This is a genomic window from Glycomyces endophyticus, assembly GCF_039531525.1.
In the GTDB taxonomy this organism is placed as follows: Bacteria; Actinomycetota; Actinomycetes; order Mycobacteriales; family Micromonosporaceae; genus Glycomyces; species Glycomyces endophyticus.
Genome location: NZ_BAAAQF010000017.1, coordinates 96,710 through 118,838, shown reverse-complemented (window position 1 = coordinate 118,838; position 22,129 = coordinate 96,710). Strand labels below are relative to the sequence as shown.

The following is a 22,129-nucleotide window of genomic DNA, read 5'->3' as shown; positions in this document are numbered from 1 at the left end:
GCATGGCGCGCATCTACGTACCCGCGAACGCGGAGCTCCTGCGGACGCTGGCCGGCACCGGTGAACTGAAGCCGGTGTCGGCCGTCCGCACCGTCACGTCCTGGCTGCGCCGCGAGGCGCCGGGCGCGGACGAGGAGGACCTGGAGTACACGGCCTTCGCCGACGCGGCGCTGGCCTCGCTCCCGCTCCTGCCGGGCGGCGCCCCGCGCCGGATCGTGGTCTCCGCGGACGTCCCTGACGACCGGGTGGCCGAGCACGCCGACGGCACCGCCGCCGACTTCGACGGGGTCGTGGCGCTGAAGCGCGTCGCGGCCTTCCACGCGGACGACGCGGCCGCGGCCGCGGAGGTCGCGCGGGCGCTCGCCTCGGACGAGCCGGACCTCGACGCGGTGGAGGCGCACGTCCTGGACTGGTACGCGCCCTCCGAGATTCAGGACTTCTTGGCGGCCTTGGACTGAGCCTTCGCGGGCTTCGGCAGGAGCAGACCGTACGCGAGGACCGCGCACAGCGCTCCGGCGAACATCGCGGTCATCGACCCGTTGTACTGCCACTGGAAGCTCAGCGCGAGGAACGCCTCGTCGAGCGGGGCGACCGCGTCGAGGCCGATGCCGAGGACGACCTCGACGCCGACCTGCGCGATGACCGTGGCGGCGAGCCAGACCGCGCCGGGCAGGGCCCCGGCGAGCAGGTGCCCGAGGAGCTTGACGCCGGCCTTCTTCTGACGCAGGTACAGGAACGCGCAGACGCCGCAGGCGATGCCGGCGACGAAGGGGAGCGCGGTGCCGAGCGCGCCGTACTCGTCGAGCGGGTCGGAGAACAGGCTCACCGACGAGGCGGCCTCGTAGAAGCCGCGGCCGAACATGAACGCGAGCAGCAGCAGGGTCGCGGCGAGCCCCGCGACGACGGTCACCGACCGGCGCGGCAGCGCGAACAGGCCGCCGACGACCGCGGACCCGAGCAGGACCAGGGCCACGGCGAGCGCGATGTCGGCGTCGGCGCTGAAGCTGAAGTAGGCGGCGCCGCCCGCGACGAGGCCGAGGACGAGCGAGCCGAGCACCGCGAGCGCCTTCTGCGGGCCCTGGAAGGCCCGCGCCGCGGCCACGGCCGCGACCGCACCGGCGAAGACGGTGACGATGATGGGGCTGAACAGGGAGTTCGCCAAGATCATGACGCCGGTGTCGTCGAGGCCGTCGGCCATGCCGGTCAGGCGATACAGGGAGTAGACGACGCCGGCGAGGGAGAGGACGGCGGCGGCGGCGAGGATCCAGAGCGCGACGCGGCCCGGCCGGGGGTCGGCGGGCGCGGTCTCGGCGGTGGCGGCTTGCTGCTCCTGCGTATCGGTCACGACCCCAGAGTACGGACCGCGGTCTCGCGGGCCTCCCGCGGCGGGGGCGTTGTGGCCCGGGCTCCCCCCGGCGGCGCTTTGTTCGCATCGCACCAGTTCACCGGGCCCGGACTGTGCGAGGATGGCGGAGGTGATGGCCGTCGAGTAACCTCGTGTTCAAAGCCATGTAATCGCAATATCCGTCGAATCAATGGGAGAGGGTGCGATGGACGCCTTGTTTACGGTACCGACGCCGGAGAACGAACCGGTCAATTCGTACGCGCCCGGGACGCCCGAGCGCGAGCGCCTCCAGAAGAAGCTCGCCGAACTCGCGGCCACCCGCCTCGACCTCGACCACTGCATCTCCGGCGAGTGGCGCCGCGGCGCCGGCGCCGAGATCGAGGTCGTGCAGCCCCACAACCGCGCGCACGTCCTCGGCACCACCCGCGAGGCCACCCCCGGCGAGTGGGCCGACGCCGTCGCCGCCGCCAAGGCCGCCCGCCACGACTGGATCCGCACCGACTTCGCCGACCGCGCCGCCGTGTTCCTGCGCGCCGCCGAGCTCATCTCCGGCCCGTACCGCGACGTGCTCAACGCCGCGACCATGCTCGGCCAGTCCAAGACCGCCGCGCAGGCCGAGATCGACGCCGCGTGCGAGCTCATCGACTTCCTGCGGTTCAACGTCAGCTTCGCCGAGGGCATCTACCGCGAGCAGCCGATCTCCTCCAAGGGCCTGTGGAACCGCATGGACCACCGCCCGCTCGACGGGTTCGTCCTCGCGATCACCCCGTTCAACTTCACCGCCATCGCCGGGAACCTGCCCACCGCGCCGGCCCTCATGGGCAACACCGTGGTGTGGAAGCCCTCGCCGACCCAGCAGTTCGCCGCGCACTTCGTGATGCAGGTGCTCCTCGAGGCGGGCCTGCCGCCCGGGGTGATCAACATGGTCACCGGCGTCGGCGAGCACTCCGAGGTCGCCCTGCTCGACGCCGACCTCGGCGGCATCCACTTCACCGGCTCGACGAAGACCTTCCAGCACCTGTGGCAGACGGTGGGCCAGCACATCGGCGGCTACCGCACCTACCCGCGCCTGGTCGGCGAGACCGGCGGCAAGGACTTCATCATCGCCCACCCGAGCGCCGACCCGCACGCGCTCGCGGTCGCGATGGTCCGCGGCGCCTACGAGTACCAGGGCCAGAAGTGCTCGGCGCTCTCGCGCACGTACGTGCCGGCCTCGCTGTGGCGGAACGGCCTGCGCGACGCCGTCGTCGGCATGACCGAGGACATCTCCTACGGCGACGTCACCGACTTCGCCAACTTCGGCGGCGCCGTCATCGACGCCCGCGCCTACGCCAAGCACACCGCGCTCTTCGAACGCCTGCAAGGCGACGCGAAGGCCACCGTGGTCACCGGCGGCACCGCGGACGACTCCCAGGGCTTCTTCGTGCAGCCCACGCTCGTCGAGTCCACCGACCCGACCCACGAGCTGTTCACCGAGGAGTACTTCGGCCCGATCAACGGCGTCCACGTCTTCGACGACGCCGACTTCGACACCGTGCTGCGCCAGGCCGCCGACATCGCGCCGTACGCGCTGACGGGCGCGGTCTTCGCCACCGACCGGGCCGCCATCGCCCGCGCGAGTGAAGATCTCCGCTTCGCCGCCGGCAACTACTACATCAACGACAAGCCCACCGGCGCGGTCGTCGGCCAGCAGCCCTTCGGCGGCGCCCGCGGCTCCGGCACCAACGACAAGGCCGGCTCCTGGCAGAACCTCATCCGCTGGGTCAGCCCGCGCTCCATCAAGGAGAACTTCGTGCCGCCCACGGAGTACCGCTACCCGCACCAGGGCTAACCCGATCCGACGGAGGGCCCGGACCGCGAGGTCCGGGCCCTTTCTATGCTTACGGCATGACGAAGCGTGAGCATCCGCTCAAGGGCGAGTTCGACACCGCCGAGGCCCGCTGGGAGCGCACGACGCACGAGGACGGCACCCCGGCCGCGCTGGAGATCGGCTACGCCGACAACGGCCTCGTGGCCCTGCGCATGGCCGAGGACCCCGAGGGCGACATCCTCATCTACACGCCGTCCGAGTGGGAGGCGTTCGTCGAGGGCGTCCGCGACGGCGAGTTCGACATCGAGACCTGGGACGACGAGCCGATCGTCGAGGTCATCGAGGACGGCGAGGACGAGCCGGCCAAGAACGAGCCGGCCGGTGGGTCGGCCGAGGTCGAGCCGGCCGAGGGCGAGCCGGCCCAGCGGTAGGCCCGACCGAGATCAGCGGCGCCCCGGAGTTCCACTCCGGGGCGCTTTCGCATCCCTCGAACGTGCCATTCTCAGAAACCGCGTGCCCGGGTGTATCCCCGGTGAACCGCAGGCCTCTTCCCTGGTGGAAGCCGCGAATGACGTCAGCCCGTGGCGTTCGCGGCAATCCGGGCTTGAGTGCCCTTCGACCTATCGGACCGGCGTGTACCCCACGCCTTGCAGAAGGTGAGGAGAATCGGATTCGAAGAGATCCCCCTCCTCGCCCGACAACCGCATAGACCCCCGAAGACGACCAGAGGAGCTCCCATGCGATTGGTGTTCGCCGATCACGAACCCCATCTGAAGCCCAATCCGCGCCGCGACCACATGAGCGGCGTCCCCGAACTCGCCTACTCCACTCTGGACCGCCACGGCGGGCGCGTCCTCGCCCCCGGCCAGGTCGTCCGCACCGCGGGCCGGTCCGCTCCCGTGGGCACGATCTACCGCTACGACCGGCTGCTGGTCGACGAGTCGGTCATCAACGACCGCGAGGCCCGCGGGCGGCTTGAAGGCGCCGTGCGCCCGACGGGCATGACCCTCGAGAGCCGCGCGGCGAGCGCCATCGTCACCGGCCAGGGCCCGTACCGCGTCCCGGTGGTGAGCGCCCACGGCGACCACGCCGGCGTCGACGCCTGGTCGCTGCTCCAGCGGCTGAAGACCGACATGAGCGAGGAGAGCCTCCCAGAGGACCTGCTCGCGAAGGTCCGCCTGGAGCACCTGATGATCTGCTCGAAGGTCGGCCCCGGGATGGGCACCGGCGAACCGCCCTCGCCCGGCCCGCACAGCCTCTCGCTCGGCCGCATCCCCGTCGACATGGTCGCCCCGATGCCCGAGCGCAGGAAGCTCGACCGGCGCCTCCGGGTCGCCATCCTGGACACCGGGGTGCCGTCGGGCCACCCCGCCTTCGACATCTCCGACCGCTCGGAAGGCAGGGACACCTTCGTCGTGGTCGACCACGCGTTCCAGGCGAAGCTGGGCGAGCACAACGACTCGCCCGCGCCGCCTCTGGACGACCCGTGGGACGGCCCCGTGCACGAGCCGACCCTCATCGGCGAGGTCGCCACCCACTTCGGGCACGGCACCTTCATCACCGGCCTGTTGCGCCAGATGTCCCCGGACGTCCAGGTGTACTCGCTGCGGGTGGTCCACAACGACGGCCTCTCCTACGAGCACGAGATCATCGGCGCGCTCCACCACCTGGCGGACCAGGTCGAGGCCTCCCGGCGGGGCGACGCCGAGGCGTACCCCGTCGACGTGGTCGTCCTGGCGCTGGGCTATGTGGACGAGGACTCGGACGACCAGCCCGGCGGCTGGATGGGCTCGGCCGTCGAGCGCCTGACGAGGCTCGGTATCCCGGTCGTCGCCGCGGCCGGCAACCAGTCCTCGGACCGCCCGTTCTACCCAGCGGCGTTCGCCGCGCACCGGCCGCCCGAGAACGCGGCGCCGATCGTCAGCGTCGGCGCGCTGAACCCGAACCTCGAGATCGCGATGTTCTCCAACGAGGGCCCGTGGGTCTCGTGCTACGCCACCGGGGCCGGGTTGGTGAGCACGTACCCGTGCGAGGCCGAGGGGTCGCGCGAACCCGAGCGCCGGTCGAAGTCCTCCATGCGGAACCGCTTCCGCGAGAGCTACGACTTCGACGACTTCTCCTCGGGGTTCGCGGTGTGGAGCGGCACCTCGTTCGCGGCGCCCGTCGCCGCGGCGTATCTGCTGAACGCCATCGCCGAGTCCGGGGTCGAGGAGATCCAGGACCCGGTCAAGGCCGCGGAGCGGGCTCACGCCGCGCTCACCCGCCTGAAGAGCCGCTAGCCTGAAGTCATGAACGCGACTTCAGCTCACTCGGTGGCCACGGTCGACTACGACCGGCACGCGCAGCTCTACGTCGCTGCGCGTGCCGGCGACCGCATCGCGCAGCACACCCTCGTGGGGGAGCTCAACGAGCTGCTCTGGAGGGCCGCGCGCCGATCGGGCCTCGACCGGGACAGCGCCTCGGACGTGGTGCAGACCGCGTGGCTTCGGCTGTGGCGCACCGAAGACGGGCTGAAGCAACCGCGGGCGCTGGTCAAGTGGCTGCTCATCACCGTCAACCGCGAGGCGTGGAAGGTGGCGGGCAACGCCAGGCGGGAAGTGGTCTCGGATCCCGTCGACATCCGGGAGCCGGTCATCGAGGGCATCGAGGAGGGCTTCGTCCGCGACGTGGAGCGGGAGTCCGTCCGCCGCGCGTTCCTGGCCCAGTCCGAACGGTGCCGGCGGCTGCTCGCGATCGTCTCGGCGGTGGCCCGACCGGATTACGACCACATCTCCGAGGTACTCGGGATGAAAAGGGGGAGCATCGGACCCACCAGGGGCCGTTGCTTGGACAAACTGAGGAAGACGCTCATGGAAGATCCGTCATGGGCCGCAGATGAGGAGCGGGATGCAGATGGAACCTGAGATTCGGGACCGTGGAGAATTCGAACCGCTGGACTCCTGCGACGAGCGGATTCTCGCTGTCATCAACGAACTCCACCATCGGGACGATCCGATTCCGAACGACCTCAATGAGCGCGTCGAATTCGTGCTCGAACTCGAGGCCGCACTCGACGCCAAGGTCGCCTCCGTGTTCCGTCCGAAAGAGATGACCCTCGTTCGCGGCGACGCGGACTTGGCCGTGAGCCAGGGCGATCCGACCTCGATCACCTTCGACTGCGAGGCGGTCACCGTCATGGTGACGCCGCGGCCCGCCGCATCTCGGGAATTGCGTCTGGACGGCTGGATCGGTCCCGAGGGGACGTACGGGGTCGAACTGCGCAGCCCACAGGGCACCCGCCACGTCTCCTCGGACGAGAGCGGCAGATTCGTACTCGAGGGCCTTCCCAACAATGAGATATTCCAGTTGGTGATTCGTCCTAGTGAAGCGCTGCAAAGGGAAGGGCTCCCAGCGGTGGTGGTGACCCCGGCGGTGCGCCTGTAGCATGTGAAGAATGCTTCATCGCGCTTGGCGTCTCTTCACTCGCGGCCAGCGTCTGCATCGCCGAGGCCGCATATCCGAGTCGACGGCAGTGCTCGAAGAAGCCCTTTCCCTCCTCGAATGGAGTGCCGCCGATCCGCCGGCGGCGGGGACCGCGCGCGCCCGGCTGACCGCGAAGACGCTCATGGTCATGTCCGCCAACCTGGCGAACCGCGGCGCCTCGGCGGACGGACTGCGCCTGCTCGACCAGGCGGAGGCGTTCGTCGATCCCGCCGACCGCGGGATGCTGCTCCACCAGCGGGCCTTCAGTTTCTGGCAGAGCAGCAGGCTCGCCGACGCCATGCACTGGTTCGAGGCGGCCGAGCCCTTGCTCGCCGAGCACGGACCCGACTACATGTACGCGGCGCTGTTCCACAACCGCGCACTCCTGTGGCGGGACCTGGGCGAACTGCGGAAGGCGCTGGCCAGCATCCAGCGCGCCGTCGAGATCCTCGGCCGACTCGACATCCCCGCGAACCTCGCGAAGTCCATGCACCTCGAGGCGATGATCTGGCTCGACCTCGGCGAGGTGCCCAAGGCCCTGCTCACCTTCGACGAGGTCCGGGAGCAGTACCGCCGGTTCGCGCCCGAACTCGAGACCTTCATCGACGCCTCGCGCGCCGACGCGCTCTCCTACGTGGGCCTGTTCCGCCAGGCCACCGAGCGCTGGACCGAGGTCATCGTCGCCTACCGCGTCGCGGGGGACCTGCGCAGCGCCGCGATGTCGGAGTTCTGGCGGGCCGTCGCCGCGTTCGAGGACCCGCAGTCCGAGACCGCCGAGCTCTGGGCGAAGCAGGCCATGGACTCCCTCTACGAGCAGGGCAACGAGCCGATGGCCTTCCTCGCGCGGCTCCTGCTCCTCCAGGGCCGCTTCGACTCGGGGCAGGCGGGTCCGGACTTCGCGGAGAAGGTCCAGCGGATGTGCGACGCGCTCGGGCAGCGGGGCTGGACGATGCGGCTCGAGCAGGCCCGGATCCTGGCGGCCCGCGCGAAGATCAAGGCCGGCGACCTCGAAGGCCTCGACGAGGTCCTCGGCGGCGAGACGAGCGGCCCCGGATACGACGCGCTCGCCGAGAGCGTGGCCCGGTACCTCGCGCGCGCCGAACTCGCGCTCGCCCGCCGGCTCGACCCGATGCCCGAGCTCCGGGCCGGACTCGACCTCCTCGACGAGTACCGGATGACGTTCGGCTCGGTCGAGTTCCAGGCGGGGGTCTCGGCGCTCGGGCTCCAGCTGTCGAGCAAGGGCCTCACCCACACCACCAACCACGGGTCGCCCGCGGACATGCTGCGGTGGGCCGAGCGCTCACGGGCCCAGGCGCTGCGCATCCCGCCCGTCAAGTCCTCCGGCAACCCCGAGGCCCGCGAGGCGCTCGGGAGGCTCCGGCAGGCCCGGCAGGAGCTCTGGGACCTTCAGGTGGAGGGCAGGGAGGCGGCCGAGGCGCTGGCGCGGGTGAGCCGCCTCGAAGCCGAGATCCGCGACTACGACCGCGCCCGGCCCGGACCGGGGGAGCAGGCCGAGCGCATCTCGCCCGAGGCGATCCACGACCTCGCGGCGTCTCGGGACACCGTGGTGGTCAACCTCTTCGAGGTGGGCGGCAACGTGCGCGCGGTGCTCGTCGGCGGCGACGGCATCCGCCACGTCGAGCTCATGCCGCTCGACGACGCGGCCGAGGCCGGGAGCCGCCTCGGCGCCGACCTCGACGCCCTGCGGCGGACCTTCCACCACCCCGAGCGGCTGCGGCAGAGCGTCGAGGGCTCCATGCGGCGCAATGCCGCCGCGCTCGCCGAAGGCGTCCTCGACCCGCTGCTCGGCTACATCGGCAACCGCCAGGTGGTCGTCGTCCCGCACAGCAAACTCGCCTGGGTCCCCTGGCCGCTGCTGCCGCCGCTGCGCGGCCGCCCGCTCACCGTCTCGCCTTCGGCCGAGGCGTGGTGGCGCGCGGTGCACCGGCCCGCCGGCACCGGACCGGTGCTCATCGCCGCCGGGCCCGGCCTCGCCCGGGCGGGTGACGAGATCGAGGCGGTAGCCAAGCTTTATCCCGAGGCGATCCGCGTGGTCGCCGAGGAGTCCGACCCCGAGACCGTGCTCAAGGCGCTGGACGGCGCCTCCGTCGCGCACCTCGCCGCGCACGGGCACCACGAGGCCGACAACGTCCTGTTCTCCCGCCTGGACTTCGGGCTCGGTCCGCTGAACGCGTACGAGCTCCTCGGCCTCGACCAGCCGCCGACGCACGTGGTGCTGTCCGCCTGCGACCTCGGGCGATCCACTGTGGAGGTCGGCAACGAGACCCTCGGCTTCACCGCCGCGCTCCTGCACGCGGGCACCTCGACCGTGGTCTCAAGCCTCGCCAAGGTCCCCGACGCGATGGCCGCCGACATGATGCTGGAGTACCACCGCCGCTGCGCCGCGGGCGCGAGCCCCGCCGAAGCGCTTGCGGCCGTTGGGGAGCAGCGTCCGTGGCACCCGTTCGTCGCGTTCGGGGCGTAGGCTGCCCGGATAACCCCCTTTACCCCGGAAAGGGCCGCCCGAACCGATGTTCCGCCACCCCGACCACCGCCTCCTGCTCGTCTCGGTCGCCTCCAGCCAGATCGGCCTCCAGATCGCGTACTTCTCGGTCTCGATCATCGCCGTGGTCGTCCTCGACCTCAGCGAGGCCCAGATCGGCGTCCTCAACGCCATGGACCAGATCGCGCTGGTGATCTTCGGGCTCCTCGTCGGCGCCTGGGTGGACCGGGTGCGGCGCAGGCCGATCATCGTCGTCAGCGAGGCGCTGCGGGCGCTGCTCATGCTCAGCGTGCCGATCGCGTGGGCGTTCGACGCGCTCACCGCCTGGCAGATGTACGCCGTCATGTTCCTGCTCGGCCTCGTCTCGGTCTGCTTCGACGTGGCGCAGGGCAGCTACATCCCGATGCTCATCGACAACGACCGGCTCACCGGCGCGAACTCCCACATGCAGGGCATCCGCTCGGCCTCCGACACCGGCGGCCCGCTCGTCGCGGGCCCGCTCGTGACCCTGCTGACCGCGCCCGTCGCGGTCGCGGTCGCCGTGGCCGGGTTCGCGGTGTCGGCGTTCAGCGTGTGGCGCATCCGCTTCCAGGAGACCGAGCCCGTCCGGTCCGCGACCCCGAACCTGCGCGGCGAGATCGCCCAGGGGATCAGGTTCCTCCTCCTCAAGGACCCGATCATCCGCACGGTGGCGCTCTCCAGCGCCTGGTGCAACCTCTCCATCGGCGCGTTCCAGGCGATGCTCGTGGTGTTCCTCATCCGCGACACCGGCCAGTCCACCGCGGTCGTCGGCCTCATCCTCGCCGGTTCCGGCGTCGGGGGCGTCCTCGGCGCGATGCTCGTCGGGAAGATCTCCCAGCAATTCGGCATGGGCCGCACCGCACTCGTCGCCCTCGCGCTGTCCGGTCCCGGCATGGCCGTCGTCGCGCTCTCCGGCCCCGGCTGGGGCGCCGTGGTCGCGTTCCTCGGGCAGGTCCTGTTCATCGCCTCGATCGTCGTCTTCAACGTCAACGTCGTCAGCTACCGCCAGGCCGTCACCCCCGATGCGATCCAAGGCCGCGTCAACGCCACCCAGCGGGTCATCACCTGGGGCTCGATGGCCGTCGGCTCGATCCTCGGCGGCTTCGCCGGCGAGGCCGCGGGCGCCCGGACCGTGCTCCTCATCGCCGCCGGGATGCTCTTCGCCGGCTGCCTCGCCCTCCTCAAGACCCCGATCCGCACCCTCACGGAGCTCCCCGAGGAGGGCACCGGCCTCGTCGAGGTCAAGTAGCGTTGCGCCGCAGTAGCATCGGGCCATGAACTGGAACCCCGACGCCCCCGGCGTGCTCCGCCTCCCCTCCGGGCGCCTCGTCCGCGGCCGCGGCCTCGCCCGACCGCTGCCGGACGGCCCGGAGCCGGAGTTCGCGCTGTACCTCCTCGGCAAGGAGCCCCCGGCCGTCGCCTGGGACTCCACCTGGGTCCGCTGGCCGGACTTCCGGCTCCCCGCCGACAAGGCCGCCTTCGCGGCCGCCCTCCAGGACGCCTGGGAGCGCGCCGCGACCGAGCGCGTCGAGCTCGCCTGCCACGGCGGCCACGGGCGCACCGGCACCGCCCTCGCCTGCATGGCCGTCCTCGACGGCGTCCCCGCCGCGGAGGCCGTCGCCTACGTCAGGGCCGGCTACTCCCCGAAGGCCGTCGAGACCCCCTGGCAGCGCCGCTTCGCCTCGCGTTTCGAGGCTTGAGACGGGTAGGCGGTTGCTCAGCCGCTGACATAAGGTGGGGGACGCGCATCACCCCAGCCGCACCGAGCCCCCCGAGGTCCCGCATGACGCCACCCGCACCCCCCGAGCGATCCGCGCTGCGGCGGTGGCTGCCGGTCGGGATCGTCGTGGCGGCGCTGCTCGTCGTCGGGATCGCCGCGCAGGGCACCGGACTCCAGTGGAGCGAGGCGAACCTGCCCGACCTCGGCGGGGACGGCCCCACGATGGGGCCGCCGGTCCTGACCGAGCAGCCGCCGCCGGCGCCGCCCCAGGGCGGCGAAGCGCAGGCGGCGTCCTCGCTGCCGCCGTGGGTCACCTGGCTCGTGCTCGGCGTCCTCGTCGGCATCCCCGCGCTCCTCATCCTCCTGTTCCTGGCCCGCCGCCTCGTCGAGTGGCTCGTCGCCGCCCCCGAGGCCACCGGCGAGGCCGAGCCCGAGCCCGCGTACCTGCACCGGGACTTCGAGCTCGTCGACGACGCCATCGCCTCCGCGCTCGCCGAGATGGACCTCGGCCTCGACCCCAGGTCGGCGATCATCGCCTGCTGGGTGCACTTCGAAGGGGCCGCCGACAGCGTCGGCATCGAGCGCGAGCACTCCGACACGCCCGCGGACCTGGTGCGCAAGCTCCTGTCCCGCCACGACCTCGACGGCGCGGCGATGCACCGGCTCATCGAGGCGTACCTGGCGGCCCGCTACTCGCCCCGCGACGTCGGCGAGGCCGACCGCGACCGGGCCCGCGAGGCGCTCGTGGCGCTCCGCGGCCAGCTCGGCGTCAGGGAGGCGCAGTGAGCCGGACCCCGGCGGGTGCCGCCGTCAAGGACTTCCTCGCGCCCCTCGGGCGCCTGCGCCCGTGGCCCGTCGTCGCGGCCGTCGCCGCCGCGGGGGCCGCGTGGGTCGTCGCGCTCATGGCCGGCGTCGACGTCGCGGTCTGGCAGCTGGTCCTGCTGGCGCTCGCCGCGGTCCTCGCGTACTCGGTCGTCGCCGGGATGCGCGCCGACACCGAGGCCGCGCCCGAGCTCGTCGTCCACACCGTCAACGAGCCGTCCTGGCGGCCGTTCACCGACGTCAACCGCTGGGAGGACCGGCTCATCTTCGCGGAGGCGAAGCCCGGCCGGTTCGCCACCACCAACGCCAGGCAGCAGCTCGCCGAGCTCGCCGCCGAGCGCCTCCGGCTGCGCCGCGGCCTGTCCCTCACCGGGCAGCCCGAGGAGTGCCGGGCCGTCCTCGGCGAGGCGACGTACCTGTTCCTGACCGGGCACGTCCCCGACTGCCCGTCGCCCCGCCAGCTCGGCGAGCACCTGCACGCCATCGAGGAGATCTCATGACCGACACGCCACGCATCAGCCTCGACCAGGTCGCCCACCACGCGGCCGCCGTCCTGAAGTCGGTCCAGTCGGTCATCGTCGGCAAGGACGAGCCGCTGCGCCTGGTCCTCGCCGGCATCCTCGCGGGCGGCCACGTCCTCCTCGAGGACCTCCCGGGGCTCGGCAAGACCCTCACGGCCCGCTGCTTCGCGCAGAGCCTCGGCCTCGACTTCCGCCGGCTCCAGTTCACGCCCGACCTGCTGCCCGCCGACGTCACCGGCTCCCTGCTCTACAACCAGAAGTCCGGCGAGTTCGTCTACCGCAAGGGCCCGGTCCACACCAACCTCCTGCTCGCCGACGAGATCAACCGGACCCCGCCGAAGACGCAGTCCGCGCTCCTGGAGGCGATGCAGGAGCGCCAGGTCTCCGTCGAGGGCGAGACCCACCTCCTCCCCGAGCCGTTCACCGTCCTCGCCACCTCCAACCCCGTCGAGTTCGAGGGCACCTACCAGCTCCCCGAGGCCCAGCTCGACCGGTTCCTGCTCCGCGTCTCCTTCGGCTACCCCACCCCCGACGAGGAGTGGGAGGTCCTCCAGCGCCGCATCGGCCGCCGCGCCGAGACCGTCGACCTCGCGCCCGTCATCGACGCGCCGACGCTCGTCGGCATGCAGCGCGCCCTGGAGGACGTCACCGTCGAGGACTCCGTGGGCCGCTACATGGTCGCCGTCGCCACCGCCACCCGCGGCCACGCGCAGGTCCAGGTCGGCGCCTCCCCGCGCGGGTCGCTCGCGCTGCTCCTCGCCTCCCGCGCGCTCGCCGTCCTCGCCGGCCGCGACTTCGTGACCCCCGACGACGTCAAGGGCGTCGCCGCCGCCGCGCTCTCGCACCGCATCACGCTCAAGCCCGAGCTGTGGATGCGCCGCATCGACCCGGCCGCGGTCGTCGCCGACATCTGCCGCGGCGTCCCGGCCCCCCAGACCGCGCAGGCCCCGACCTACTCCGCCCCCCTGCGATGACGATCGCGCGCGACCCGGTCCTGAGCCTGCGCACCGACAGCGCGCGCACGCCCCGGCGCGCCCAGGCCGAACCGCCGGTGACGTGGCGCCGGACCAGGGCCCTGACCCGCGCCGTCGCGGTCGCCGCGGTCTGCCTGCTCGCCGCGGTCGCCTTCGGCAGGGTCGAGCTGGTGCTCGTGGCGGCGCCGTTCGCGATCGGCACCGCCGTGCTCCTCCAGGGCCGGCCGACCCGCCCGCCGCACGCCCGCCTCGTGCCCTTCGCCGACGCCGGGGACGACCTGACCTGCGCGGAGGGCGGCACGGCCGCCGCGCGCATCGTCGTCGCCAACCCCGAACCGGTCGCGATCACCACGCTCGTGACCGCCGCCGCCGACCCGTGGATCGACCTGCACACCGGCAAGGGCGACTTCGCCGAGCGGATCGGCCCGGGCTCCGGGCGCGAGCTCGTCGTCGCCGGGACCGCGAAACGCTGGGGCGAGCACCACCTCGGGCCCGTCCACGTCCGCTCGATCGCGTGCGGCGGCCTCCTGGAGACCACCGTCCAGCGCCTGCCCGGCGCGACCGCGTGGGTCCTGCCGGTCCCCGACTGGTTCGACTCCGCCGAGTCCCTGCCGTTCGCCGCCGGCGTCACCGGCGTCCACCGCTCCCGCCGCGGCGGCGACTCCGGCGAGCTCGCCGAGGTCCGCCTCTACCAGCCCGGCGACCGCCTGCGCCGCATCGACTGGCGCACCTCGATGCGCACGCAGGACCTGTACGTCAACGCGACGCTGTCCGAGCGCGACACCGACGTCACCCTGGTCCTCGACCTCCAGGTGGAGGCCGGCGCGTCCGGCGGCGTCGACGGCGCCGCCTCCATCGCCGACCTCACCGTGCGCGCCGCCGGGGCCGTCGCCTCGCACTACGCGCTCCAGGGCGACCGCGTCGCCTGCGTCGAGTTCGGGGCCCGCTCCCGCCGCATGCGGGCCGGGGCCGGCCGCCGCCACGCGGCCGCCACCCTCCGCTGGCTCGCCGCGGTCGAGGTCCCGCCGGACCCGATCCCGCCCTCGCCCGACTTGATGCGCCGCCAGCTCGCCGGGCAGCGCGGCCTCAACGTGGTGTTCACGCCGCTGCTCACCGACCGGTCGATCGCGCTCGTCGCCGCCCTTGCCCGCGCCGGCCGGCCCGTGCTCTGCGTCGACACCCTCCCGCCGCACGTCTCCCCGCCGCGCCGCACGCACTGGACCCCGTACGCCGAACGGCTGTGGCGCCTCACCCGCGACAACACCGTCATGGAGCTGCGCGACCTCGGCGTCGCCGTCGAGCCCTGGCAGGGCTCGGCCTCCCTCGACACCGTCCTCGCCGAACTCAACCGGAGGCGCTACCGATGAGCCCCGCGACGACTCCCGGACCCGGGCGAGCGCCCGCGGCGACGCCTGCGAGCCGCGCATGAGCGACGTCCAGCGCGGCCTCGTCGAGGCCCTCCGCGACGGCGCGCGCGAGCGCGCCAAGGCCGGCCGGGCCGCCTCCGTCTCCTGGAGCCGGCGCGTCGCGCCCGCCCCGGTCCTGCTGCGGCTCCTGGTCGCCCTCGCGCTCTTCACCGCCGCCGAGCTCGCCGTCCCGCCCGAGTGGGCGAGCGCCGGGCTGTACGTGGTGGTCGCCGCGCTGCTCGCGCTCGGCGCGGCCCTCTTCCCGGCCGGGGCCGCGCCCCTCGTCGCGATCGCGTTCACGCTCGCCGCGTGGCTGCTCGGCGACGCCCTGAGCGGCGGCGGGGAAGGCGCTTCCAGCACCGGCGCCCTTCCCACATTGTGGACGGCCACCGCCCTCGCCTGCCTGCTGTACGCCGCCCACTCCGCCGCCGCCGTGTCGCAGCGTTTCCGAACGACTACCGCAATGGACGGTGAGATCATCCTCACCTGGGCGAAACACCTGGGGATCGTCCTGGCGTCGACTGTGGGCACCGCGCTCACCCTGGCGCTGTTCACCGCGTATTTCACCGGTCTCACCGCAGGTCTCGCCGTCGGCGCGGGCATCGTGGCCGCAGTCACCGTGATCTACGTCCTCGCGCGTTCACTACACAAGACCCGCTGAACAGGGCCAGAATTGAACACGTGAAACGTATAGTCGTGATAGGTGCCGGTCACGTCGGTTTTTACGTTGCCGAACGCTTGAGCAAGCTGCTGAAGGGCGACATCAAGCGCGGTCAAGTTGAACTGATGGTCATCGACCCCAACCAGCACATGACCTACCAGCCGTTCCTGCCCGAGGCGGCTGCTGGATCCATCTCCCCGCGACACGGCGTTGTGCCGCTCCGACAGGCGCTCAAGCACTGCACCATCCTCACCGGTGCGGTCACCGAGATCAAGCACGGCGAGCGCAAGCTCATGGTGCAGCCTTATGTCGGCCCCGCCCGCGAGGTCGAGTACGACGAGGTCATCGTCGCCCCCGGCTCCGTCTCCCGCCCGCTCCCCATCCCGGGTCTGGCCGACACGGCCATCGGCATCAAGTCGATGGGCGAGGCCATCTGGCTGCGCAACCACGTGCTCCAGCGCTTCGACATCGCGGCCACCACCCAGGACCCTGACGTGCGCCGCAAGGCCCTCACGTTCCTCACCGTCGGCGGCGGCTTCGCCGGCGCCGAGACCCTCGGCGAGCTCGAGGACCTGACGGCGAACATCGTCAAGAACTACCCGATGCTCGACGCCTCCGAGATCAAGTGGTACCTCGTCGAGTACGCCAACAAGATCCTCCCCGAGGTCGGCCCCGAGATGGGCGCCTACGCCGCCCGCGAGCTCACCAAGCGCGGCGTCGACATCCGCCTCGGCACGACGCTCAAGTCCTGCGAGGGCGGCCACGTCGTCCTCACCGACGGCGAGGAGTTCGACTCCGACACCATCATCTGGACCGCCGGCGTCATGCCCCACCCGCTGCTCAAGCAGACGGACCTGCCGATCGGCCCGCGCGGCCACCTCGAGTGCAACACGCGCCTCCAGGTCGCCACCGGCGTCGAGGCCGGCAAGCACACCGTCGGCGAGGTCGTCGAAGGCGCCTGGGGCGCGGGCGACTCCGCCCAGGTCCCCGACACCTCGGACTTCCCGATGGACTGGTGCACCCCGTCCGCGCAGCACGCGGTCCGCCAGGCCAAGACGCTCGCCGACAACGTGTACCGCAACCACGTCGGCCGCGAGCTCACGCCGTACGAGCACAAGTACATCGGCTCGGTCGCCGGCCTCGGCCTGTACAAGGGCGTCGCCAACACCTACGGCTTCAAGGCCAAGGGCCTGCTCGCCTGGCTCATGCACCGCGGCTACCACCTGTCGCGCGTGCCCGGGACCGGCCGCAAGGGCCGCGTCCTCGCGGACTGGATCGTCGGCTTCTTCACGAAGCGCGAGATGGTCCAGCTCGGCGAGATCCAGGCCGGCCGCGAGCCGTTCGAGGCCATCGCCGCAGGCACCGACCCCGCACGGGCGGCCAAGTCCGTCGGATAGTCGTTACAGTTAGAGCACCACGGGTGTCCACCCGTGGTGCTCTCGGCTTTTGCGAGGTGGAAAACTGGTGTCCATGAGAGCACGTGTACTCGTCGTTGACGACGACCCGGCGCTGGCGGAGATGCTCGGCATCATCCTCCGCACCGAAGGCTTCACCCCCACGTTCGTCGTCGACGGCGAGAAGGCGCTCGCCGCGTTCAAGGAGCACCGCCCCGACATCGTGCTGCTCGACCTCATGCTCCCGGGCATGAGCGGGATAGACGTCGCCAAGGCCATCCGCGGCGAGTCCGGCGTGCCGATCGTGATGCTGACGGCCAAGTCCGACACCGTGGACATCGTCCTCGGCCTCGAATCGGGCGCCGACGACTACATAGTGAAGCCGTTCAAACCCAAGGAGCTGGTGGCCCGCATCCGCGCCCGCCTGCGCCGCGGCGACGACGTCACGCCCGAGCGCCTGGAGATCGGCAAGCCCGGCCTCCAGGTCCAGATCGACGTGCCGGCCCACCAGGTCACCCTCAACGGCGCCGAGGTCAAGCTGACCCCGCTCGAGTTCGACCTGCTCGTGGCCCTCGCCCGCAAGCCCCGCCAGGTGTTCACCCGCCAGGTCCTGCTCGAGCAGGTCTGGGGCTACCGGCACTCCGCCGACACGCGCCTGGTGAACGTGCACGTCCAGCGCCTGCGCGCGAAGATCGAGCCCGACCCCGAGCGGCCGCAGCTCATCCAGACGGTGCGCGGCGTCGGGTACAAGGCCGGACTGGGCTAGATGACCGCGGGAGGAGACCGGGTGCGCGAGCGCCCGGTGTGGCTGCGACGGGTCTGGGGGCGGACCGCCCGCTGGGCCGGCCGCGCCGCGCGGCCGCTCATCGACCGCTTCCGCGCCTCCCTCCAGCTGCGGGTCGTGTCCTCGACCCTCATCGCCTCCACCGTCCTCGTCCTCATCTTCTCCTTCGTGGTGGCCGGCTCGGTCACCTCCGGGCTCCTCGCCGAGCGCAAGGACACCGCGGTCGAGGAGACCCTGAACGCGGTCGAGCGCGCCGCCGAGCAGCTCGGCACCTACACCGACTCCTCCGACAAGTCGCTGGCCACGACCATGCAGCGGATCGTCAACGAGCTCGCCGAGGACCCCGTCTACGCGCCGGTCATCATGCTCCGCACCGCCGACGGGGACGTCACGCGCACGCACCCGGCCTCGGCCGACGTCGTGCCGTCCGAGGCGCTCCAGGCGGACGTCGCCGACCGCAAGACCGCGTCCCAGTACGGGAACTTCGCGGTCGACGGCGAGGGCTCGATGCCGTACCTCGTGGTCGGCTCCTACCTCGACCTGAGCCTGGACTTCGAGCTGTACGCGTTCTACCCGCTGGAGTCCCAGCAGGACGCCATCAGCCTCCTGCGGACCAACCTCGCCCTCGCCGGCGTCGCGCTCGTCCTCCTCCTCGGCGTCATCGCCGCGCTCGTCACCCGCCTGGTCGTGACCCCCGTGCGCGAGGCCGCCCGCACCTCCCAGCGCCTCGCCGCCGGGCTCCTCCACGAGCGGATGGAGGTCCGCGGCTCCGACGACCTGGCGCGGCTCGCCGGGTCGTTCAACCTCATGGCCGAGAACCTCCAGAGCCAGATCCGGCGCCTGGAGGAGATGTCGATGATGCAGCGCCGCTTCACCTCCGACGTGTCGCACGAGCTGCGCACCCCGCTGGCGACCATCCGCATGGCCGCCGACCTGCTCTACGACAACCGCGACGACTTCGACCCGGTCACCAAGCGCTCCACCGAGCTGCTGCAGCACGAGATCGACCGCTTCGAGGAGCTCCTCCAGGAGCTGCTGGAGATCTCCCGCTTCGACTCCGGGTTCGCGTCGCTGGAGGTCGACGCCGTGGACGTCGGCCGCATCGCCGACGACGTCGTCCAGGGCCTGTCCCACCTCGCGTCCGAGTGCGGCGTCGAGGTGACCGTGGCCCGCCCGACGCGGCGCGTCATCGCCGAGGTCGACCCGCGCCGCGTCCAGCGCATCCTGCGCAACCTCGTCTCGAACGCCATCGAGCACGCCGAGGGCAAGCCGGTCCGGATCACCGTCGCCGAGTCCGACACGGCCGTCGCGGTCGCCGTGCGCGACCACGGCGTGGGCCTCAAGCCCGGCCACGCCGAGCGCGTCTTCGACCGCTTCTGGCGCGCCGACCCCTCCCGCAACCGCAAGACCGGCGGCACCGGCCTCGGCCTGGCGATCAGCCTGGAGGACGCCAAGCTGCACTCCGGGACGCTCCAGGCCGCCGGCGAGCAGGGCAAGGGCACGCTGTTCGTGCTCACGCTCCCGCTCCAGGCCGGGAACCGCGTCATCACCTCGCCGATCCCGCTGCGCCTCGACGGGCCGCGGAGCGCCGGAAAGGAGGTCACCCGTGCGACGCAGGACTAGCCTCGCCGCCGCGCTCGCCCTCGGCACCGCCTGGGCGGCGTCCGCCTGCGGCATCCCCACGGGCAAGGAACCCGAGATCTTCGACGACGCCCCGACGGACTTCGGGGAGTCCTCCGGCACGAGCGTCGAGACGTTCGAGCCGACCACCGACGCGGCCGACACCGTCGGGAACTTCCTCAAGGCCGCGGCCGGGGACCCGGCGGGCCGCGACGACCGGCTCAACCTGTTCACCGCCTCCACCGCCGAGCAGTTCTCCGACCCCGCCGCGGGCATCCACCTGGTCGACGACATCGCGATCACGGTCGTCGGCGGCGGCAACCCGGTCGAGTCCGCGAACGTCACGGTCACCGGCACGATCATCGGCAAGTACCTGGAGAACGGCACCGCCCGCATGGGCGCGCCGAGCGCCTACGAGGCGACGTTCCGGCTCCGCCGCGACGGCATCGACGACACCTGGCGGTTCGACAGCCAGCCGTCCCAGGTCTCCCTGGACTACCAGCAGTTCCTCGGCGCGTACACCGAGTCCCCGCTGTACTTCCAGGCCGACCAGGCCGAGCTCCTCGTGCCCGACCTGCGCTGGATCTACGACGACCTCGACGCCGAGGTCGCCCGCCGGCTCCAGCTCGACTGGCTGCTGCGCGGCCCCTCGGACTACGTCGGCCAGTCGGCCCGGAACGCGATCCCGACGGGCACGGTCGGCGCGACCTCCTCGCGCGACGGCGTCATCGAGGTCGACCTGACCCTCGGCGAACCGGTCGACGACCGCGCCGTCCAGGACGCCATGGCCGCGCAGGTCGCCTGGAGTCTCGGCCTCAGCGAGGGCTTCGTGCTCACCGCCGACGGCGACCCCGTCGCCGAGGGCACGCTCGAGTCCTGGCGCGACTGGAACGCGATCCCCGAGGACCTCCCGCAGACCGCGTTCTTCATCGCCGAGGAGACGGTGTGGGAGTACACCGGCGACGAGGTCACCACCGTCTCGCCCGAGCACTCCTTCGTCGGCTTCAGCGCCCCGGGCCTGCGCGAGGTCTCGATCGGCCCGGCCGACCAGATCGCCGCGATCCTCGGAAGCGGCGGCGGCGACGTGCTGCAGGTCGGCCCGACCAACGCCGCGCTCGGCGCGGTCGGCGGCCTGGGGGCCTCGCTGACCGACCCGCAGTGGCACCCGGCCTCGGCGATCATCGTCGTCTCCGACGGCGTGCCCACGGTCGTCGACCCCAACACCCGGACCGTGGTCCAGCCGCTCACGGTGGGGGAGGACGTCACCGCGATGGCCCTCGCCGCCGACGGGCGGCGCCTCGCCTACGTCGAGGACGGCCACGCCTGGGTCGTGCCGCTCATCGTGGACGCCGACGAGAACCTCCAGACGGGCGATCCGCGCCGCATCGGCTCCGACATCGAGGACGTCACCGACGTGGCCTGGAGCTCCGAGAACTACCTGTGGGTGGCGGGCCAGCGCGGCAACGACACCCTGTTCACCGTCGGGTTCGACAACGCCCGCACCTCGGTGCAGCCGGGCACCTCGGGCCTGGTGTTCTCCGACGTCGCGGCCAACCCCGCCGACCCGGTGGAGTCGATCGTGAACCGCGGCGACCCGGTCCTGGCCGTCGCCAACCAGACCCTGTACCGCATCCACACCGCCAGCGGTCCCGAAGGCGTCACCAACGGGACGGCCGCGGTGGGCGGCACCGCGCCGTTCACGGTCCTGCGGTAGAGCGGCGGCAGCGCAAAGGCCCGGAGCCGAAGCCCCGGGCCCTCGAAGTCCGTCCGCGCTACGCGTCGACGGTGCTGTGCTTGCCGTTCACCGCTCGAGCCTTCGCAAGCTCAGGCGTCGACGGTGCTGTGCTTGCCGTTCACCGCCCGAGCCTTCGCAAGCTCAGGCGTCGACGGTGAAGCCGACCGACCGCACGTTGGTGGCGGCGATCTCGATGTACGCGATCTTCTCGACCGGGACCATCACCTGGCGGCCCTTCTCGTCCTCCAGCCGCAGGACCCCGCCGTCCTTCACGGCCTGTTCGATCGTGTCGGACAGGTCCTTCGGCGACAGCTTGCTCTCCAACACCAGTTCGCGTGGGGCGTACTGGACACCGATCTTGACCTCCACGGGCCCTCCTCAATCGAAATACTGTGACCTACGGTCCGAAGCAACACTACTCGCGGCGACCCCCGGTCCACTGCACGGAGCGCTGCGCCGAGAGCGAACGGCCGCCCCCGAGAATTCACCTGCACGGGGCTCCCGCTCAGGCTTCGCCTTCTCTCGGGCTGCGCCTCCTGCTCCCGCTCAGGCTTCGCCTTCTCGCGGGCTGCGCCTTCTGTTCCCGCTCAGGCTTCGCCTTCTCGCGGGAAGTGCGAGATGCCGCGCCAGGCGAGGGTGCTCATCAGGTGCACCGCCTCGTCCTTGGGGATGGCGCGGCCGGAGGCGATCCACTTGCGGGCCGAGACCTCGGCGTTCCCGAGCAGGCCCGTGGCCAGCAGTTCGGCGCGGGCCTTGTCCACGTGGGTGTCGGCCATGATCGTGTCGGCCATGGCGGAGACGCACTCGGCCTCCATCTTCAGGACCCGCTCGGCGACCTCGGGGTCGTTGCGCTGGTCCGACTCGAAGACCAGGCGGAACGCCTCGCCCTGCGCGTCGACGAAGTCGAAGTACGCCCGCATCGCGCGGTTCACGCGCTCCTTGTTGTCCTCGGTCGACTGCAGGGCGTCCCGCACCTGCCCGACCAGCTCGGCCGCGCGCCCGTCGAGCAGGGCCAGATACAGCTCCAGCTTCGACGTGAAGTGCTGGTAGAGCACGGGTTTGGAGACGCCGGCGTTCTCGGCGATGTCGTCCATCGAGGTGCTGTGGTAGCCCTTGGAGACGAAGACGTCCTGAGCGGCCCGCAGCAGCTGCGCGCGGCGCTCGCTTCTGGGCAGTCGGACCCGGCCTTCACCAGCGCTGTTCACTCCGGTACCTCTCTTCGGCTCATGTCGCCCATCCGTCAGTCGCGAGCACTTGCGACCCGAACGAAGTTTACGGAAACCTGAATACAGTCTCCCAGCGTACGGGGGCGACAAACGCGGGTTCGAGTCACTGGGCGCGCCACGGTACC

Annotated in this window: 21 protein-coding genes; 18 read left to right on the top strand and 3 right to left on the bottom strand. The window is 71.8% G+C overall.

Annotated elements, in window-relative coordinates:
* Window positions 1–2: 2 nt before the first annotated feature.
* On the top strand, window positions 3–458 hold the full coding sequence (locus ABD419_RS19235; protein ID WP_344489698.1) for a DUF6912 family protein: 456 nt from the start codon (window positions 3–5) through the stop codon (window positions 456–458).
* On the opposite strand, the gene ABD419_RS19230 is transcribed toward ABD419_RS19235, so the two are convergent.
* Window positions 431–1,345, bottom strand: coding sequence for a hypothetical protein (locus ABD419_RS19230; protein ID WP_344489695.1), 915 nt, complete (start codon window positions 1,343–1,345; stop codon window positions 431–433). The two genes, ABD419_RS19235 and ABD419_RS19230, sit on opposite strands and share 28 nt — an antisense overlap.
* Before the next feature lie 205 nt (window positions 1,346–1,550).
* Here ABD419_RS19230 and pruA point away from each other — a divergent pair, with 205 nt between their 5' ends.
* From pruA to ABD419_RS19145, 17 genes are all read left to right on the top strand, one after another.
* Window positions 1,551–3,176 (top strand): L-glutamate gamma-semialdehyde dehydrogenase, encoded by a 1,626-nt coding sequence (gene pruA, locus ABD419_RS19225; protein WP_344489693.1) that lies wholly within the window; start codon window positions 1,551–1,553, stop codon window positions 3,174–3,176.
* A 56-nt stretch (window positions 3,177–3,232) separates the two neighbouring features.
* Window positions 3,233–3,586 carry a DUF397 domain-containing protein gene (locus ABD419_RS19220; protein WP_344489690.1) on the top strand — a complete coding sequence of 118 codons (354 nt, stop codon included), beginning with the start codon at window positions 3,233–3,235 and terminating at the stop codon, window positions 3,584–3,586.
* 306 nt (window positions 3,587–3,892) lie between these two features.
* Window positions 3,893–5,434, top strand: a complete 1,542-nt coding sequence (locus ABD419_RS19215) for a S8 family peptidase (protein ID WP_344489687.1) — start codon at window positions 3,893–3,895, stop codon at window positions 5,432–5,434.
* Between the two features lie 9 nt (window positions 5,435–5,443).
* The gene (locus tag ABD419_RS19210) at window positions 5,444–6,058 is read left to right on the top strand and encodes an RNA polymerase sigma factor (protein WP_344489684.1); all 615 of its coding nucleotides are present in this window, start codon (window positions 5,444–5,446) and stop codon (window positions 6,056–6,058) included.
* Window positions 6,048–6,578 carry a carboxypeptidase regulatory-like domain-containing protein gene (locus ABD419_RS19205; protein WP_344489681.1) on the top strand — a complete coding sequence of 177 codons (531 nt, stop codon included), beginning with the start codon at window positions 6,048–6,050 and terminating at the stop codon, window positions 6,576–6,578. Before ABD419_RS19210 ends, ABD419_RS19205 begins: the two co-directional genes overlap by 11 nt.
* Window positions 6,579–6,765: 187 nt before the next feature.
* Window positions 6,766–9,102, top strand: coding sequence for a CHAT domain-containing protein (locus tag ABD419_RS19200; protein WP_344489678.1), 2,337 nt, complete (start codon window positions 6,766–6,768; stop codon window positions 9,100–9,102).
* Window positions 9,103–9,148: 46 nt separating this feature from the next.
* Window positions 9,149–10,390 (top strand): MFS transporter, encoded by a 1,242-nt coding sequence (locus ABD419_RS19195; RefSeq protein WP_344489675.1) that lies wholly within the window; start codon window positions 9,149–9,151, stop codon window positions 10,388–10,390.
* Window positions 10,391–10,415: 25 nt separating this feature from the next.
* Window positions 10,416–10,841 carry a protein-tyrosine phosphatase family protein gene (locus tag ABD419_RS19190; RefSeq protein WP_344489672.1) on the top strand — a complete coding sequence of 142 codons (426 nt, stop codon included), beginning with the start codon at window positions 10,416–10,418 and terminating at the stop codon, window positions 10,839–10,841.
* A gap of 83 nt (window positions 10,842–10,924) precedes the next feature.
* Window positions 10,925–11,647: a DUF4129 domain-containing protein gene (locus ABD419_RS19185; RefSeq protein WP_344489669.1), complete on the top strand. Its 723-nt coding sequence runs from the start codon at window positions 10,925–10,927 to the stop codon at window positions 11,645–11,647.
* Entirely contained in the window at window positions 11,644–12,183 is a 540-nt protein-coding gene (locus ABD419_RS19180) for a hypothetical protein (protein ID WP_344489666.1), read from the top strand. The genes ABD419_RS19185 and ABD419_RS19180 overlap by 4 nt, the downstream gene beginning before the upstream one ends.
* Entirely contained in the window at window positions 12,180–13,178 is a 999-nt protein-coding gene (locus ABD419_RS19175; RefSeq protein ID WP_344489663.1) for an AAA family ATPase, read from the top strand. Before ABD419_RS19180 ends, ABD419_RS19175 begins: the two co-directional genes overlap by 4 nt.
* Window positions 13,175–14,545: a DUF58 domain-containing protein gene (locus tag ABD419_RS19170; RefSeq protein WP_344489660.1), complete on the top strand. Its 1,371-nt coding sequence runs from the start codon at window positions 13,175–13,177 to the stop codon at window positions 14,543–14,545. Before ABD419_RS19175 ends, ABD419_RS19170 begins: the two co-directional genes overlap by 4 nt.
* Before the next feature lie 58 nt (window positions 14,546–14,603).
* Window positions 14,604–15,245 (top strand): hypothetical protein, encoded by a 642-nt coding sequence (locus ABD419_RS19165; RefSeq protein WP_344489657.1) that lies wholly within the window; start codon window positions 14,604–14,606, stop codon window positions 15,243–15,245.
* A gap of 20 nt (window positions 15,246–15,265) precedes the next feature.
* A complete protein-coding gene (locus ABD419_RS19160; protein WP_425556127.1) occupies window positions 15,266–16,642 on the top strand; it encodes an NAD(P)/FAD-dependent oxidoreductase in 1,377 nt (458 codons plus the stop codon).
* Window positions 16,643–16,715: 73 nt separating this feature from the next.
* Complete coding sequence (gene mtrA / locus ABD419_RS19155; RefSeq protein WP_091048055.1) at window positions 16,716–17,405, top strand: MtrAB system response regulator MtrA; 690 nt, start codon at window positions 16,716–16,718, stop codon at window positions 17,403–17,405.
* 21 nt (window positions 17,406–17,426) lie between these two features.
* Complete coding sequence (mtrB, locus tag ABD419_RS19150) at window positions 17,427–19,046, top strand: MtrAB system histidine kinase MtrB (protein WP_344489652.1); 1,620 nt, start codon at window positions 17,427–17,429, stop codon at window positions 19,044–19,046.
* Window positions 19,030–20,757, top strand: coding sequence for an LpqB family beta-propeller domain-containing protein (locus tag ABD419_RS19145; protein ID WP_344489649.1), 1,728 nt, complete (start codon window positions 19,030–19,032; stop codon window positions 20,755–20,757). Before mtrB ends, ABD419_RS19145 begins: the two co-directional genes overlap by 17 nt.
* A 162-nt stretch (window positions 20,758–20,919) precedes the next feature.
* Here the strand turns inward: ABD419_RS19145 and ABD419_RS19140 are convergent, their stop codons facing one another.
* Together ABD419_RS19140 and ABD419_RS19135 are read right to left on the bottom strand one after the other, a co-directional pair.
* Window positions 20,920–21,147: a DUF3107 domain-containing protein gene (locus ABD419_RS19140; RefSeq protein ID WP_344489646.1), complete on the bottom strand. Its 228-nt coding sequence runs from the start codon at window positions 21,145–21,147 to the stop codon at window positions 20,920–20,922.
* A gap of 218 nt (window positions 21,148–21,365) precedes the next feature.
* Window positions 21,366–21,983, bottom strand: a complete 618-nt coding sequence (locus ABD419_RS19135; RefSeq protein ID WP_344489644.1) for a TetR/AcrR family transcriptional regulator — start codon at window positions 21,981–21,983, stop codon at window positions 21,366–21,368.
* Between the last annotated feature and the right edge of the window lie 146 nt (window positions 21,984–22,129).

Bases quoted from the DNA above. Each gene is read 5' to 3' on its own strand.
- ABD419_RS19205 (WP_344489681.1), top strand. From the start codon at position 6,048: ATGGAACCTGAGATTCGGGACCGTGGAGAATTCGAACCGCTGGACTCC.
- ABD419_RS19195 (WP_344489675.1), top strand. From the start codon at position 9,149: ATGTTCCGCCACCCCGACCACCGCCTCCTGCTCGTCTCGGTCGCCTCC.
- ABD419_RS19175 (WP_344489663.1), top strand. From the start codon at position 12,180: ATGACCGACACGCCACGCATCAGCCTCGACCAGGTCGCCCACCACGCG.
- ABD419_RS19215 (WP_344489687.1), top strand. From the start codon at position 3,893: ATGCGATTGGTGTTCGCCGATCACGAACCCCATCTGAAGCCCAATCCG.
- ABD419_RS19200 (WP_344489678.1), top strand. From the start codon at position 6,766: ATGTCCGCCAACCTGGCGAACCGCGGCGCCTCGGCGGACGGACTGCGC.
- ABD419_RS19185 (WP_344489669.1), top strand. From the start codon at position 10,925: ATGACGCCACCCGCACCCCCCGAGCGATCCGCGCTGCGGCGGTGGCTG.
- ABD419_RS19235 (WP_344489698.1), top strand. From the start codon at position 3: ATGGCGCGCATCTACGTACCCGCGAACGCGGAGCTCCTGCGGACGCTG.
- mtrA (WP_091048055.1), top strand. From the start codon at position 16,716: ATGAGAGCACGTGTACTCGTCGTTGACGACGACCCGGCGCTGGCGGAG.
- ABD419_RS19220 (WP_344489690.1), top strand. From the start codon at position 3,233: ATGACGAAGCGTGAGCATCCGCTCAAGGGCGAGTTCGACACCGCCGAG.
- ABD419_RS19165 (WP_344489657.1), top strand. From the start codon at position 14,604: ATGAGCGACGTCCAGCGCGGCCTCGTCGAGGCCCTCCGCGACGGCGCG.
- ABD419_RS19190 (WP_344489672.1), top strand. From the start codon at position 10,416: ATGAACTGGAACCCCGACGCCCCCGGCGTGCTCCGCCTCCCCTCCGGG.
- ABD419_RS19210 (WP_344489684.1), top strand. From the start codon at position 5,444: ATGAACGCGACTTCAGCTCACTCGGTGGCCACGGTCGACTACGACCGG.
- pruA (WP_344489693.1), top strand. From the start codon at position 1,551: ATGGACGCCTTGTTTACGGTACCGACGCCGGAGAACGAACCGGTCAAT.
- ABD419_RS19170 (WP_344489660.1), top strand. From the start codon at position 13,175: ATGACGATCGCGCGCGACCCGGTCCTGAGCCTGCGCACCGACAGCGCG.